This is a genomic window from Clostridium uliginosum, assembly GCF_900112485.1.
In the GTDB taxonomy this organism is placed as follows: domain Bacteria; phylum Bacillota; class Clostridia; order Clostridiales; family Clostridiaceae; genus Clostridium; species Clostridium uliginosum.
Map to the genome: position 1 here is coordinate 132472 of NZ_FOMG01000001.1, position 14507 is coordinate 146978.

At 28.8% G+C, this 14507-nt stretch carries 11 protein-coding genes and 1 pseudogene; 1 reads left to right on the forward strand and 11 read right to left on the reverse strand.

Annotated features, from left to right (window positions below; all coding sequences use genetic code 11):
- Positions 1-10 precede the first annotated feature (10 nt).
- The 4 genes from BM027_RS00615 to mutL all read right to left on the reverse strand — a co-directional run bounded on the left by BM027_RS00615 (position 11) and on the right by mutL (position 4920).
- Positions 11-1300: a methionine gamma-lyase family protein gene (locus tag BM027_RS00615; RefSeq protein WP_090087660.1), complete on the reverse strand. Its 1290-nt coding sequence runs from the start codon at positions 1298-1300 to the stop codon at positions 11-13.
- A 301-nt stretch (positions 1301-1601) separates the two neighbouring features.
- Positions 1602-1835 carry an RNA chaperone Hfq gene (gene hfq, locus BM027_RS00620; protein ID WP_090087663.1) on the reverse strand — a complete coding sequence of 78 codons (234 nt, stop codon included), beginning with the start codon at positions 1833-1835 and terminating at the stop codon, positions 1602-1604.
- 52 nt (positions 1836-1887) lie between these two features.
- Positions 1888-2817: a tRNA (adenosine(37)-N6)-dimethylallyltransferase MiaA gene (gene miaA / locus BM027_RS00625; protein WP_090087666.1), complete on the reverse strand. Its 930-nt coding sequence runs from the start codon at positions 2815-2817 to the stop codon at positions 1888-1890.
- Between the two features lie 51 nt (positions 2818-2868).
- Positions 2869-4920, reverse strand: coding sequence for a DNA mismatch repair endonuclease MutL (gene mutL / locus BM027_RS00630; RefSeq protein WP_090087670.1), 2052 nt, complete (start codon positions 4918-4920; stop codon positions 2869-2871).
- 210 nt (positions 4921-5130) lie between these two features.
- Between mutL and BM027_RS18110 the strand changes: the two genes are divergently transcribed.
- On the forward strand, positions 5131-5277 hold the full coding sequence (locus tag BM027_RS18110; protein ID WP_175559911.1) for a hypothetical protein: 147 nt from the start codon (positions 5131-5133) through the stop codon (positions 5275-5277).
- An 840-nt stretch (positions 5278-6117) separates the two neighbouring features.
- Here the strand turns inward: BM027_RS18110 and mutS are convergent.
- From mutS to BM027_RS00665, 7 genes and pseudogenes are all read right to left on the reverse strand, one after another.
- Positions 6118-8541 (reverse strand): annotated as a pseudogene (gene mutS / locus BM027_RS00635) (DNA mismatch repair protein MutS); the annotation flags it as partial.
- Between the two features lie 76 nt (positions 8542-8617).
- On the reverse strand, positions 8618-9958 hold the full coding sequence (locus tag BM027_RS00640; protein ID WP_090087676.1) for an MATE family efflux transporter: 1341 nt from the start codon (positions 9956-9958) through the stop codon (positions 8618-8620).
- Positions 9959-10236: 278 nt separating this feature from the next.
- Entirely contained in the window at positions 10237-10611 is a 375-nt protein-coding gene (gene panD / locus BM027_RS00645; RefSeq protein ID WP_090087681.1) for an aspartate 1-decarboxylase, read from the reverse strand.
- An 81-nt stretch (positions 10612-10692) separates the two neighbouring features.
- Positions 10693-11529, reverse strand: coding sequence for a pantoate--beta-alanine ligase (gene panC, locus BM027_RS00650; protein ID WP_090087684.1), 837 nt, complete (start codon positions 11527-11529; stop codon positions 10693-10695).
- Positions 11530-11721: 192 nt separating this feature from the next.
- A complete protein-coding gene (gene panB / locus BM027_RS00655; protein WP_090087686.1) occupies positions 11722-12549 on the reverse strand; it encodes a 3-methyl-2-oxobutanoate hydroxymethyltransferase in 828 nt (275 codons plus the stop codon).
- Complete coding sequence (locus BM027_RS00660) at positions 12549-13547, reverse strand: Rossmann-like and DUF2520 domain-containing protein (RefSeq protein ID WP_090087690.1); 999 nt, start codon at positions 13545-13547, stop codon at positions 12549-12551. Before BM027_RS00660 ends, panB begins: the two co-directional genes overlap by 1 nt.
- A 230-nt stretch (positions 13548-13777) precedes the next feature.
- Positions 13778-14473: an MgtC/SapB family protein gene (locus BM027_RS00665; RefSeq protein ID WP_090087693.1), complete on the reverse strand. Its 696-nt coding sequence runs from the start codon at positions 14471-14473 to the stop codon at positions 13778-13780.
- Between the last annotated feature and the right edge of the window lie 34 nt (positions 14474-14507).

Sequence of the window (14507 nt, forward strand, 5' to 3'; positions counted from 1 at the left end):
TAAACATAGATTATTTGATATCTAAAACTTTACTTAATCCTATTAAAACACCTATTTTACCATGATCAAAGTTTAATCCACCTTGTATATAAGCTATATATGGTTCTCTTATAGGGCCATCTGCTGATAATTCAATAGTTGATCCTGATATAAAGGCACCCGCAGCCATGATGATTTCGCTATCATAACCTGGCATTGCCCATGGTTCACATGTGGCAAAAGCATCTATTGGTGAACCAGCTTGAATTCCATTGCAAAACTGTATTAACTTTTTAGGATTTCCAAATTCAATAGCTTGGATGATATCTGTTCTTTTATCTGTTGACGCAGGAAACCCTTTAAATCCTGCAAGTTCCATTATTCGTGCACAAAAAATAGCGGTTTTAACAGCTTCCATAGCTACATGAGGAGCTGAAAAAAGTCCTTGATAGAAACTTCTCATAAGACCATAAGTTGCACCATACTCTCCTCCTATTCCAGGTACAGTCAATCTATATGAGGCTTGGTCAACATATTCCTTTTTTCCAACAACATATCCACCACCTGGAGCAATTCCGCCTCCAATGTTTTTCATAAGTGAGCCTGCCATAAGATCAGCGCCAACTTCAGTTGGTTCAATATTTTCAATGAATTCACCATAACAATTGTCAACAAATATTATTACATCTTGTCTTACCTTTTTAATTTGTTTAATAACTTCTTCTATTTCTGAAACTAAAAATGATTTTCTAGAAGCATATCCTGTACTTCTTTGAATATGTATTAACTTAATGCTACTATCAGCTACTAATGTATTTTTAATTTCATCAAATTTAAACTTACCTTGTTTATCTAATTCGATAACTTCAGTTAGAACTCCATACTCATCTAAAGAGCCCATATTTTTTTTATCTGAAAGTCCTAAAACTCCAAGTAATGTATCATAAGGCATACCTGAAACACATAGTATTTTATCTCCTGGTCGCACATTTCCAATTATAGCTGCGCCAATAGCATGAGTACCACTTACAAAATGAGGTCTAACTAGTCCAGCCTCTGCTCTAAAAATTCTAGCATAAACTCTATCTAATGCATCTCTTCCTAAATCATCAATTCCATATCCGGTTGTATTTGTAAAGTGTGAATCACTTATTCTTTCATCTTGAAAAGCCTTTAACACTTTAAGTTGATTAAATTCTCTTATTTCATCATACTCACTGAAAATATTTTCAGTATCTTTGATAGCTTGTTTATATAATGTTAATGCCTCTTCATTAAGATTATAATTATTAATTAAAAATTCTTCTGTTATCTTTAACATATTGTGTATTCTCCTCCTAAGTGTAATATAACTATATTAGGCATATAAAAGAAAATAACAAGTCAAAGATACGATTTATATTTTGTCTTAAGATAAGTTCAACTAAATTCATCTGTAGTATAAAACTCCACCTGAAAAGTTTCACTTTATGTCAGACAATAAGATAAGTTTAGCTCGTAACTTATTATTAGCTCGTTTTACTGACACAGTATGACGCAAAATAAGCTAACATGCTGACTTGTTATTTTTTTGTAATATGTCTTATATCAAAAAGAAATAGGCAATAAATTTTGCCTATTTACTAACTTTCATTATCCACAAATAAAATTGGTTTATCTGGAGTTACAGTTGTTATCGCATGCTTGTATATAAGCATTTGATTTCCTTCTGAATCTAAAACAACAGTAAAACTGTCAAATCCTTTTACAATTCCTTTTAATTGAAATCCATTTGAAATATATATTATTACGGGGATTTTATTTTTTCTTGCTCCATTTAAAAAAATATCTTGTAAATTATTTTGCTGTTTATTCATCAAACTATAGTTACCTCCATTGCATTATTTTGCTTTTAAAGATATTATAACTCTACTTATTACTTATGTCATTAATAATTTTAGTTAATATTTTCTCATCAGATAATTTATCTTTATCTAAAAAAACGCACCTTGGATCTCTTCTAAACCAAGTTAATTGTCTTTTAGCATAGTTTCTAGAACCTTGTTTTATTAAATTAATAGATTCTTCTAAAGAAATTTTATCTTCTAGATAATAAAGTATTTCTTTATATCCGATTCCTTGCATAGACTGCATATTTGAAGTATATCCTAGTTTTTTCAATTCTATACATTCTTCTACCAGTCCTTGAGCCATCATAATATCAACTCTTTTATTTATTCTAGTATAAAGTTTTTCTCTATCCATTGTTAGTACATAATAGAAAATATCATAATCAGTTTTATAAAAATCATCCCCAGCATTATATGAACTAAAAGGTTTGCCGGTACTTTTATATACTTCTAAGGCCCTTATTACTCTTTTTCTATTATTAGGATGAATATCATTATGACTTATAGGATCAATTGATTTAAGCATATCATGAATATAGTTATTTCCATGTTCTTGTGCTAACTCTTCTAAGTATCTTCTATACTCATCATCTTTTTCAGATTCAGTAAATGTTACATTACAAGTTAAAGCATTAATATAAAGGCCCGTACCCCCAACTATCATTGGTAATTTACTTCTACTTATAATATCAGCTAGTGACTTTTCACCCATTTCTTTAAAATCAGCTACTGAAAATTGAATTTCAGGAGATACAATATCTATCATATGATGTTTAACATCTCTCATTTCTTCTTTTGTAACTTTAGCAGAACCAATATCCATTTGTTTATAAATTTGCATTGAATCTGCTGATATAATTTCTCCATCTAGTATTTCTCCAAGTTTTATAGAAAGTTCTGTCTTACCCACAGCTGTAGGGCCACCCAGAACTAATATCTTCTGTTTCATTTCACCATTCCTTTATATATACAATAAAATTTTATATGGGTAATATTTTATTTAAACAATTCTTTTGAATTTCTTATCTATATCTATATTAGTAAATTGAATTATTGTAGGTCTTCCATGTGGACAATGGAAAGGATCATCTATATATCTTAATTCCTCAATTAAATTTACCATTTCAAGTTCACTTAAAGTATCATTTCCTTTAACCGCTGCTTTACATGCCTTAGTGGCTATTGCATTATATTTAACCTCACTAGTCTTACCACTACCTAAATTCTTAATATTATCAAGAATCTCTAAAAACAAAGTTTTAGGATTAAGTTTACCTAAAAAATATGGGACTTCTTTTAAGGCAATTGATGTCCCTCCAAATTCTTCTAAAGTAAAACCGGCCATTTTAAATATCTCTTTATTTTCCTCAAAGTAAGAATAATCATCTACCGTTAAATCAATAAGTGTTGGGACTATTAATGGTTGTATTATTAATCCGCCATCATTTATATCCTTTAAATATTTTTCAAACATAATTTTTTCATGTGCTGCATGTTGATCTATCATATAAAGAGTTCCATTATATTCACCTAATACATAAGTCTTATTATATTGACCAATTATTTTTATATCAGGAAATTTAGCAACCTTAATTGAACCTTCATCTTGAGATTTATTACTATTAATACTTGTTTGTAAAGAATTAGTCACATTGCTTTTATTATTATTTTGTTGATTAGCTGTAAATTCAGTTGTATCAGTGTCAGAGGTACATTTTTTATATTCTTGTGGTAACGAAGAATTAGCTTTTAAAAATGGACTTTCATTCGCGAAAGAACAAGCGTTCGCCACTTCATGTTCATTTATAAGCTCATTATTATTACTTTTTAAGTCTACAGGGATACTACAAACAGATTTTTCTTTATCTAATGCATAAATTTCTTGGTTATTTTCGTTAATACAAGTATTTACTGCATTTAATGGGGTTTTTTCTAAAAAAGAACACTTGTTCGATATAACTTTTTCTTGCTCTTCTTCTATCTTAAAAGTTATTTCTTCAATGCTTAAATTATTGCTTTTAGATTTATCACTTTCTTCTTCTGGAATAGCAAATTTATTAAAAACTTCTTCTTTTAAAGCAGTATGTACTACTCCAAATATTTTTTTAAATATAAATCTATCATCATTAAATTTAACCTCTGCTTTTGCTGGATGAATATTAACATCTATATATTCTGGGTATATTTCAATGAATAATATAAAAAAAGGAAATTTGCTTATTGTTGAGAATGACTTAAAAGCTTGTTCTACAGCAATTCCTAAACTTTTATTCTTTATATACCTATTATTCACAAAAATACTTTGATTGTTTCTAGATCCTCTGGCTATTTCTTCTTTACCTACATAACCATAGATTGTGACAAGGTCTGAAGTATCTTCAAAATATAATATGTTATCAGTTATACTCTTTCCATAAATAGTTCTTATAACATCTTTAAGATTTCCATTACCAAATGTATGAATTACTTTCTTACCATTATTATATAACTTAAAGCTAATATTAGGATTTGATAAAGAAATTCTGGTTATAATATCATTAATTAAAGAAGCTTCTTTTGAAGTGGATTTTAAAAATTTCTTTCTTGCAGGTACATTAAAGAATAAATCTTTTACTTCTATTAGTGTACCTTTATTAACTCCACATTCTGTTACTTCTGATGCATTACCACCTTTAATTATAATTTCATATCCATATTCTTCGCCTTCTTGCTTAGACTTTAAATTAACTTTAGATACAGATGCAATTGATGGAAGTGCTTCTCCTCTAAATCCTAATGTGCTTATGTTATATATATCTTCAGATATCTTAATTTTACTAGTGGCATGAGGTAAGAAAGCTTTAACTATATCATCTTTAAAGATTCCATCCCCATCATCAACAATTCTAATAAGTGAAGTTCCACCTTCTTCTATTTCAATTAATATATTCTTAGAATTTGCATCTATGGAATTTTCAACTAATTCTTTTACTACTGAAGAGGGTCTTTCAACAACTTCTCCAGCTGCAATTTTATTTGCTGTGTCCTCGTTTAAAATATTAATTCTTTTCAAATTAAGTTATCCTCCTTTCATGTTTACAATTCTATTTTGAATGAACCAAATTATTTAAAAAATTTTATTTTTCTTTCAAATGTATTATATCTAATTTACATAAGAATAACAATTTAAGTTAGTATACAAAACATAAGATAAATAATATTTTTTAATAATATGGATAAACTAATAGAGAAATTTAATTATTTCTAATATGGAGGGTTTAATATGAATAATGAACATTCTTATAATTCATGCAAGAAAAGTACATCTGATCCAGCATCACGAAATTATGCTAAAGAAGTAAAGAATAAAGCTAATGAAAAAAGTCCTTATGGAGAAGAGGAACCTTCTGCACGTACTACGTATAAATAGCTTATAATTTTCAATTAAAATTAATACATAAATAATTAATCACTCGCTAATCGAATGGTTAATTATTTATACTTCTTAATTTTGCAATATTATAACAATTAGTTTTTATAATATTTGCTATGTCTTTCAAATCATCAAGAGTTATATTTATTTAATAAATATAACTCTATTTTAAAAAATTCACTTGGGAATATATATTATAAATTAATGTTGTGATAACCTTATTGATGATGGAATTCTATTACTTAAACTTATACTAATTTCTTGTATATACCAATTAAAATGTATTAAATTACTTGCAAAATTCAGTTTCATAATAAAATAATATTGCTTATTATAGATGACTAATACTAGATTATTATTTTACCGTTCCAAAACCTTTAAGAGGATAGAAGCTAAATTCATGAGAATAAAATACTATAATTACTGAAGTTTTTTAGCTTCTGCAACTAGCTTATATAAAGTATTCATAGCTTCCATAGGATTTAATGATAATATATCTACATTACTTAATTCCTTAAGTAGAGCTTGTTTTTCCATAAAAGTAAAATCAAGTTGTAGATTATCAATTGAAGTTTCTTCTTTTTTATGCTTCTTATCATTAGATTTTTTATGATCTGAGTCACTACTTATAGAAAATTCATTTGTATAAGCATTTTCTGTTGTCACTTCTGTTACTTCACTTATCATATGTGCACTTGAAGTTGAAACATCACAGTTATTTGTTTCATTTGGCTTAACTTCAGACTCAAATTTAGTTCCAGCTTCACATATAGATTCATTTGTTATAACTTCATTAGAAACATTGTCACAAGCTGCTTCTTTGTTATCCATATTTGTTACCTTATGAATATCAAAACTATTTTCTCCCTCTAAACCTAGCAGTATTTCTTTAGCTCTATTTATTACATCCTCTGGAAGACCAGCAAGTTTAGCAACTTCTATACCATAAGATTCATCTGCTCCACCTTCAACTATCTTTCTTAAGAATATAACACTATCTTTCATTTTTTTAACTGCTACAGAATAGTTTTTAACTCCATCTAATATTCCTTCTAGCTTTGTTAATTCATGATAGTGAGTTGCAAATAATGTTTTGCATCTTAAATTCTTATTTCCAGTTATATATTCAATAACTGACCAAGCAATGCTAAGTCCATCATAAGTTGAAGTACCACGTCCTACTTCATCTAAAAGCACTAAACTCTTTGATGTTGCATTCTTAAGAATATTAGATACTTCCCACATTTCAACCATGAATGTTGACTTACCACCAGCTAAGTCATCAGATGCTCCTATTCTAGTAAATATCTTATCACAAATTGATATATTTGCAGAAGAAGCTGGTACAAATGAACCTATTTGAGCCATTAATGTAATTAGTGCCACTTGTCTCATATATGTAGATTTACCTGCCATGTTAGGTCCTGTAATTAATAATAACTCTTTATCAGTTTGATTTAAGGTTGTGTTATTAGATACAAAGTCACCTTTTCCAATTACTTTCTCTACAACAGGATGTCTTCCATCATTTATTTCAATTATACCCTCTTCATTTAAACTAGGTTTAACATAATCATTCTCTAAAGCTATTAACGATAATGTAGAAATTGCATCTAAACTTGAAATTATTCTAGCACTTCTTTTAAGTCTTGAAATTTCTTTTTCTACATTATCACGAATTTCACCAAATAAAGAGTATTCTAAATTAATAAGCTTTTCTTCTGCACCTAAAATTTTATCCTCCATAGTCTTAAGTTCTTCTGTTATGTATCTTTCAGCATTAGATAGGGTTTGTTTTCTTATATATCTTCCCTCAGGAATAGAACTATAATTTGATTTTGAAATTTCAATGTAATATCCGAATACTTTATTGTAGCCTACTTTTAAAGACTTGATTCCAGTAAAGTCTCTTTCTCTATTTTCAAGGGCTACAATCCACTCTTTGCCATGGAGCTTTGTTTGCCTAAGTTCATCAATCTTTACATTATAGCCATCTTTTATTATATTTCCTTCTTTTATGCTTAAAGATGGATCTTCTTTAATTGAAGAGGATAAAAGTTTTCTTACATCAGATAATTCATCTAAGTTTTCATAGTACTCTTTTAAAAGCTCAGAATTTGCATCCTTTAAAAGCTCCTTAATATAAGGTATTTTTTCTAAAGAAGCTTTAAGAGATAGCATATCCTTTGCATTTACATTTTTATTAGAGATCTTACCTACAATTCTTTCTATATCATAGATTTCTTTCAGAGAATTTCTTAAATCTTCATTATAGCTTATGGAATTAAATACTTCATTAACTCCATTTAATCTTTTTTCTATTTCAGATTTTATTATTAAAGGTTCATCTATCCATTTTCTTAAGGTTCTTCCACCCATAGATGTAGCACTTTTATCAATTACCCATAAAAGCGAACCCTTTTTATTCTTTTCTCTTATGCTTTCTGTAAGTTCTAAGTTTCTTCTAGAATTACCATCTATAGTCATATAATTTACTATTTCATATTGTTCTAATAAATTTATGTTAGTTAAGCTCATTTGTTGAGTTTCATAGATGTACTTAAGTAATATTCTACTAACTAATTCACGAGTTTCAACAAGCCCAGCTACTTCCACATCTGAGAACTGTTCTATGAGTTCTTCTTTTGTAACAGCGAATTCACTAAAGTTCTTCTTTGATATAAGAGCTGTAGTTGCATCTTTTATATCTTTTATAAGAGAGTTACTTAAATTTTCATCTACTAAAATTTCTTTAGGAGAAACCTTTGAAATTTCATCTAATAAGCTTATTTTTATATTATCAAAAGAAGTAGTTTTAAATTCACCAGTACTAATATCAGAAGTTGCTATAGCAAACTTTTCATCATTTTCATATATAGCCATTAAATAAGTATTGTCATTTTCAAGGTTGCTATTGCCATCTACGAAAGTACCTGGTGTGATAATTTTAACAACACCTCTTTTAACAATTCCTTTAGCTTGCTTTGGATCTTCAAGTTGCTCACATATTGCAACTTTATATCCTTTATTAATAAGCCTTGGAATATAAGCTGCGGCTGCATGATGTGGAATTCCACACATAGGAGCTCTTTCATCAAGCCCACAGCTTTTACCTGTTAAAACAAGTTCAAGTTCGCGAGATACAGTAATTGCATCGTCAAAAAACATTTCATAAAAATCACCTAATCTATAAAATAGAATACAATCACTATATTCTTCCTTAGTCTTCATGTATTCAACCATCATTGGCGTTAAAGCCATAATTATTTCCTCCTTTAAATGCTTCCTCAAAGTGAGAACGTCTTAACTCTAAAATCAATACTATTTTATCACAGGGTTAAGCAGTAATCAAAAACAACAATTTTTTTCTATATTTCAAATATGCTGGCACCTCATAGGAAAGCATAACTATCCATCCGAATAAGCAACTAAATGCAATACCTGCTATGCCATAACGTGGTGCTAGTATATATGATAAGATTACTCTAGATAATATTTGCACAAAAGTAGAAATTAAAGTAATTTTCAGATCCCCCATTCCTCTAAAATAGCCCTGAAGTCCATTTGTTAAACCAGGTAATATATAGAAAAATGCCATGCTTTCTAAATAAATTACACCAAGATGAATAACTTGTGCACCACTGTCTGGTACAAAAAGTTGCATTACACTTCTTGCTCCTAAATACACTGGTGCTATTAAAATAAGCCAATAAATAACTTCTATTAACATACCATAGTGAAAAGCTTTTTTTATACGATCAAACTTTTCACCGCCTCTGTTTTGTGCAATAAATGTAGTCATAGCACTAGAAATGCTCTGCTCAGGATTTAAAGCAAAATCATCTATACGAGTAACAGCATTAAATGCTGCTATACTATTAACTCCGAGTGGATTAACAGAGCCTTGAACTAACAATTTACCTATATAAAGGCAAGTCTGTTGGAGGGCCGTAACCCAACTATAGTTTATTGTGTTTTTTAAAAGGGATGTATCTACCGTTATTTCACTTTTAGAAAAACGCAAAATAGGTATTTTTTTATATACATATATAATACATAAAATAGATGATACAGCTTGGGAAATTACAGTAGCAATAGCTGTTCCTAATACACCTAATTTTAAAACAACTACAAAAATAACAGCCAAAATAGCATTTAATATAGATGAAAATATTAAAAATAGAATAGGTGTTTTAGAGTCACCCATGCTACGTAAGGTAGCTGAATATATGTTGTATAAAAATGTAAATATCAATCCACAAAAAATTGTTCTTAAGTACAAATTTGCCTCTGGCACAATTTCAATGGGAGTTTGTGTAATCAATAAAATATTCTTGGATAGAAAGAAACAAATTATACTCATAATGATGGTGAAACCTAATCCAACTATCATTGATGTAGAAATTTCTCTTTTAAGTTTTTTAATATTCCCCTCACCAAAATATTCACTCATTAAAACAGATGTACCCATGCAGATACCAACAATAAAAAATATAACAATATTCATTATTGGATTTGCTGCCCCGACTGCTGCAAGAGAACTTGTCCCCACAAAATGTCCTACTATAATAGAATCTACTGCATTATAAGTTAGTTGAAACATGTTACCTAAAACCATAGGTATAGCAAATTTTACTAACTGTTTTGGTATATTACCACTTGTCATATCATTTGTCACAATATGTCCTCCTTTAATGTGTCAATTTCTGTAATTAATTATTGAATAACTTACTGCAATTGGAGTTGTGACTCATCATTTTATATTTTTATTTATAATATTTACTCCAATTATATATCTTACCACTAAAATATATAATTGTTAATATAATGTAAAAGACTGTAGAAAGATTTTAAAAAATCTTTCTACAGTCTTTTCAAAGTCATATTGGTTAATTTTTCATATAAATTATAGTTGGTTTTAAAGCCTAAATATATACTTCCACTTTATATATTAAATTATTCATTTGATTCATAATTTGTTACTTCTTTTATTGTGTTATCATCTTCCATAAATACAACTGTTGGTTCATGCTTCTTAGCTTCATCTTCATTCAGTTGGCAATAAGCTATAATTATAACCTTATCTCCTGGCTGAACTAATCTAGCTGCAGCTCCATTTAAACAAATGATTCCTGAATCCCTCTTTCCTGGAATTACATATGTTTCTAATCTAGCTCCATTGTTTATATCAACTATTTGAACTTTTTCATTTTCTAATATGTTTGCAGCTTCCATTAAAGTTTTATCTATAGTAATGCTTCCTACATAATTTAGCTCAGCTTGAGTTATTGTAGCTCTGTGTATTTTTCCTTTTAACATTGTAAGTATCATTCTTAATTCCTCCTAAGCATATGCAAAGTTTTGTGGAGTGAGTATTAATTAGATTAAGTATAACCGCACTATAAAACTACACTAAAATATAAAGTTATCTATTAATCGTATCTTTCCTATAAAAACAGCTATTGCAACTAATACACTCTTTTCTATATTCTCAACATTTTCTAATGATTCACTATCTACTATTTCTACATAATCTATTTTAGCTAAGGGTTCTTTAGTTATCTCTTTTTTTATAATGTTTCTAATTTTCCCTACACTTTTTTCACGATTTTTTATTTCTTTTCTAGCTAAAGATAGACTTCTGCTTAGTACTAATGCTGCTTTTCTTTCTTCATCTGAAAGATAAATATTTCTTGAGCTCTTAGCTAGTCCATCCTCTTCACGAATTATTGGACATGTCACTATCTCTACATCTATATTTAAGTCTCTAACCATTCTTTTTATAACAGCTACTTGTTGAGCATCCTTTTGTCCAAAGTAAGCTTTATCTGGAGTAACTATATTTAAAAATTTAGAAACAACTAAACAAACTCCATCAAAATGTCCAGGTCTTTTTGCTCCACAAAGTACACTTGTAAGTCCTGATACACTAACTCCTGTAGATTTGTTATCAAAATACATTTCTTTTGATATTGGATTAAAGACTACACTTGCTCCCGCATTCATGCAAAGAGTTAAATCTTTATCAATATCTCTTGGATAGCTATCATAATCTTCATTAGGCCCAAATTGTGTTGGATTAACAAATACACTAACTACAACCTTATCATTTTCAGATACAGCTTTTTTAATTAAGCTTTCATGTCCTTCATGTAAAGATCCCATAGTTGGTACAAAACCAACTGTGAATCCTTCTCTTTTCCATGCTTTAATCAAACTTCTAAGTTCTTTTATCTCTTTTACTAACATTGGTTCTTACCATCCTTTATTCTTAAATATAGTTTATTTCCACAAAAATAATCATTCATTTCTATTAGGTATATTCAAAAATCTTAATTAATAAAAAAATTGTCAAGGCGACTGTGGAGCCGTCGATTTTTTTCACGCATCTGCCTTTTCGAACGTATTTGAGAAAAATCTGGCAGGCGAAGTTATTTAAAATTAGTATAACTTCTCAAGTTCACTTTCATCAATCTTGAAGCTATGTTTATCTTCTGGAAAAGAGCCATCTTGAACTTCTGAAATATAACCTTTGATAGCTTCTTTCATAACAGTTCCCACATTTGCATATTGTTTAACAAATTTCGGAACAAAATCATTAAACATTCCTAGCATATCTTGGTACACTAGAATTTGGCCATCACAATTTTCACCTGCGCCTATACCGATAGTTGGAATTGAAACTACTTGTGTAATTAACTCTGCAACTTTTTTAGGCACACATTCAAGTACAAGTGCAAATGCTCCAGCATCTTCTATTAATTTAGCATCTTCTATTAGTTTTCTTGCAGTCTCTTCACTTTTACCTTGTATTTTAAATCCACCAAAGGCATTAACAGATTGAGGTGTTAGCCCCAAATGTCCCATTACAGGAATTTGAGCATTTACAATAGCTCTAATTTGTTCTATAACATGTGCACCACCCTCTAGTTTTACTGCATGTGCTCCACCTTCTTTAATCATTCTGCCTGCATTTTTTACTGCTTGTTCTGCTGAAACATGATAAGAAAGAAATGGCATATCACTTACTATCAAAGCATTCTTTGCTCCTTTTTTAACAGCTTTTGTATGATAGATAATTTCATCTACTGTAACTGAAAGAGTATCCTGTTCACCTTTAATTACCATGCCAAGAGAATCTCCAATCAAAATTCCATTTATCCCACACTCGTCAATAATTTTTGCCATTGAATAATCGTAAGCAGTAAGCATAGTTAATTTTTTTCTTTGATTTTTAAACTCTCTAAAAGTTAGTGCTGAGTTTTTCATTACTCTAATCCCCCTAAAATTTTATAAATTTCTGCATGTTTTTTTGAATTATTCATTAAATTTTTTATTGCATTTTCCTTATTAACATTCACAGATTCATTTTTATTTATAAATTCTATTTGTGTATCATTTAAATTTTTAGTGTTTTTATTATCTTTTAAGGATACAAGATTCAATAAGTTTAATGACAAAATTTTATAAAGTTCTTTATGCTCTTCTTTTAAAACAGATAAATGTTTAGTTATAGGAACAACATCTCCTCTTAAAACAGGGCCTGTTAAAGATTTCACAAATCCTTTTTCTGAAATACTCTTAATATTACCTTGAACTAATGGATAGATAGCCATAATAGCATCTTTCTCACTTAGTCCAAGTTCCTTAAGATAGCTTGTTCCTATATCTAATAATGATAAAGTTAAATTAGATACAAAAACATTTGCTAAATGATAAAGTGAAGAGGTTTGCTCACCCCTTATAAAAAACTTATTCCCTAAACTTCTAACAAGATGTATAACATCTGTATACTGATCAGTCACCTTCCCTTCAATTGAAAAATAAATACTTTCTAATTCTTTTAAATCTGTATCTTTTTTAGAAAATGCGAATATTGGGTGTATAGAATAGATTAATGCGCCAGAATTTTTTGCATTAGATAATATTGTTGATGATAATGAGCCACTTGTATGGCAAATAGATTTGTTATTAAGATCAAACTTTGATAATTTTTTATCTATAATTGAAATGATGTCATCAGGTGTTGTAATGAATAATATATCACTTTCATTAATAATGTCTTCTAAGTTATTATAAAATTTTGATTTAGTAGTATTAGCTGCTTCTATAGTTGTTTTGATAGTTTTTCCATAAAAGCCAGTTAACTCTATTCCTTTATGGGTAAAGTAGTGAGCTAAGGATACACCTACCTTCCCTGGACCAATAAATCCAATTTTAATAGTATCACCTCCATGTGTGATACAACATCCTAATTTCAATCTCATTCATTATAGATATGAGTTGTTATATATTTTTAATGCTTTAAAATTTCTGGTGAGGCTCCATAAGATACCACCCAAAATTATTTTAACACCATATAAAAAATTGTACAATAACTTAAATTACGTATTGTTATAAATTTTTGCATACAAAAATAACTCAATATACTAATTTAACAGTATATTGAGTTATGACTCTTAAAAAAATAATAAATTATTTTTGGCTTGAATTTTTTTTACATTACTTCTTCAGCAGAACATACACCATCAATATTATGAAGATTTAAAATATATTCTGTATGATCACATTTTCTATTTAATTTTAAGGTCATTATTAATCCAATTATTTTCTTATTATCTTCATTTAATTTTTTAACTTCAATATTAGATATCTTTGTTCCATCTTTTTTAACAGATTGAATAAAGTTTGTAACTCCTGCTATATCTTCAAGTTCTACGATTATATCCATAACTCTTGAATGAGTTTGCATATATGTGTCTAATTTATGAAGTCCTGTTACTACTCCAAGTAAAAAGACACATGAGATAATTGCACCTTCATAAAAACCAATTCCAATTGCTAAGCCCATACAAGCACAAGCCCAAAGTCCTGCAGCAGTTGTAAGTCCTTTAACCTGACTTTTTCCAACTACTATAATAGTTCCAGCACCTAAAAATCCAATTCCACTTATCACTTGTGCACCCATTCTACTTGCATCAGTTGTCAAATGAAGCACATCAGTCATATATTGACTTGTTATCATAATAATGGTAGCACCTATACATACTAAAATATGAGTTCTAAATCCTGCTGGTCTATTTTTTCTTCCTCTCTCAGCTCCAATAATTCCAGCACAAATTGTTGCTAGAGTAAGTCTTAAAATTATTGATACAGTATTAATTTCTCGTAAATAAAGCATTAAGTCTTGCATATAATCACCTGCCTGAATAATTTTTACTTTAAAT

What these genes read in the sequence shown, in the direction of transcription:
- BM027_RS00615 (WP_090087660.1), bottom strand. Translation starts at nt 1,300, where the DNA reads ATGTTAAAGATAACAGAAGAATTTTTAATTAATAATTATAATCTTAAT.
- hfq (WP_090087663.1), bottom strand. Translation starts at nt 1,835, where the DNA reads ATGAATAAACAGCAAAATAATTTACAAGATATTTTTTTAAATGGAGCA.
- miaA (WP_090087666.1), bottom strand. Translation starts at nt 2,817, where the DNA reads ATGAAACAGAAGATATTAGTTCTGGGTGGCCCTACAGCTGTGGGTAAG.
- BM027_RS18110 (WP_175559911.1), top strand. Translation starts at nt 5,131, where the DNA reads ATGAATAATGAACATTCTTATAATTCATGCAAGAAAAGTACATCTGAT.
- panD (WP_090087681.1), bottom strand. Translation starts at nt 10,611, where the DNA reads ATGATACTTACAATGTTAAAAGGAAAAATACACAGAGCTACAATAACT.
- panC (WP_090087684.1), bottom strand. Translation starts at nt 11,529, where the DNA reads ATGTTAGTAAAAGAGATAAAAGAACTTAGAAGTTTGATTAAAGCATGG.
- panB (WP_090087686.1), bottom strand. Translation starts at nt 12,549, where the DNA reads ATGAAAAACTCAGCACTAACTTTTAGAGAGTTTAAAAATCAAAGAAAA.
- BM027_RS00660 (WP_090087690.1), bottom strand. Translation starts at nt 13,547, where the DNA reads ATGAGATTGAAATTAGGATGTTGTATCACACATGGAGGTGATACTATT.
- BM027_RS00665 (WP_090087693.1), bottom strand. Translation starts at nt 14,473, where the DNA reads ATGCAAGACTTAATGCTTTATTTACGAGAAATTAATACTGTATCAATA.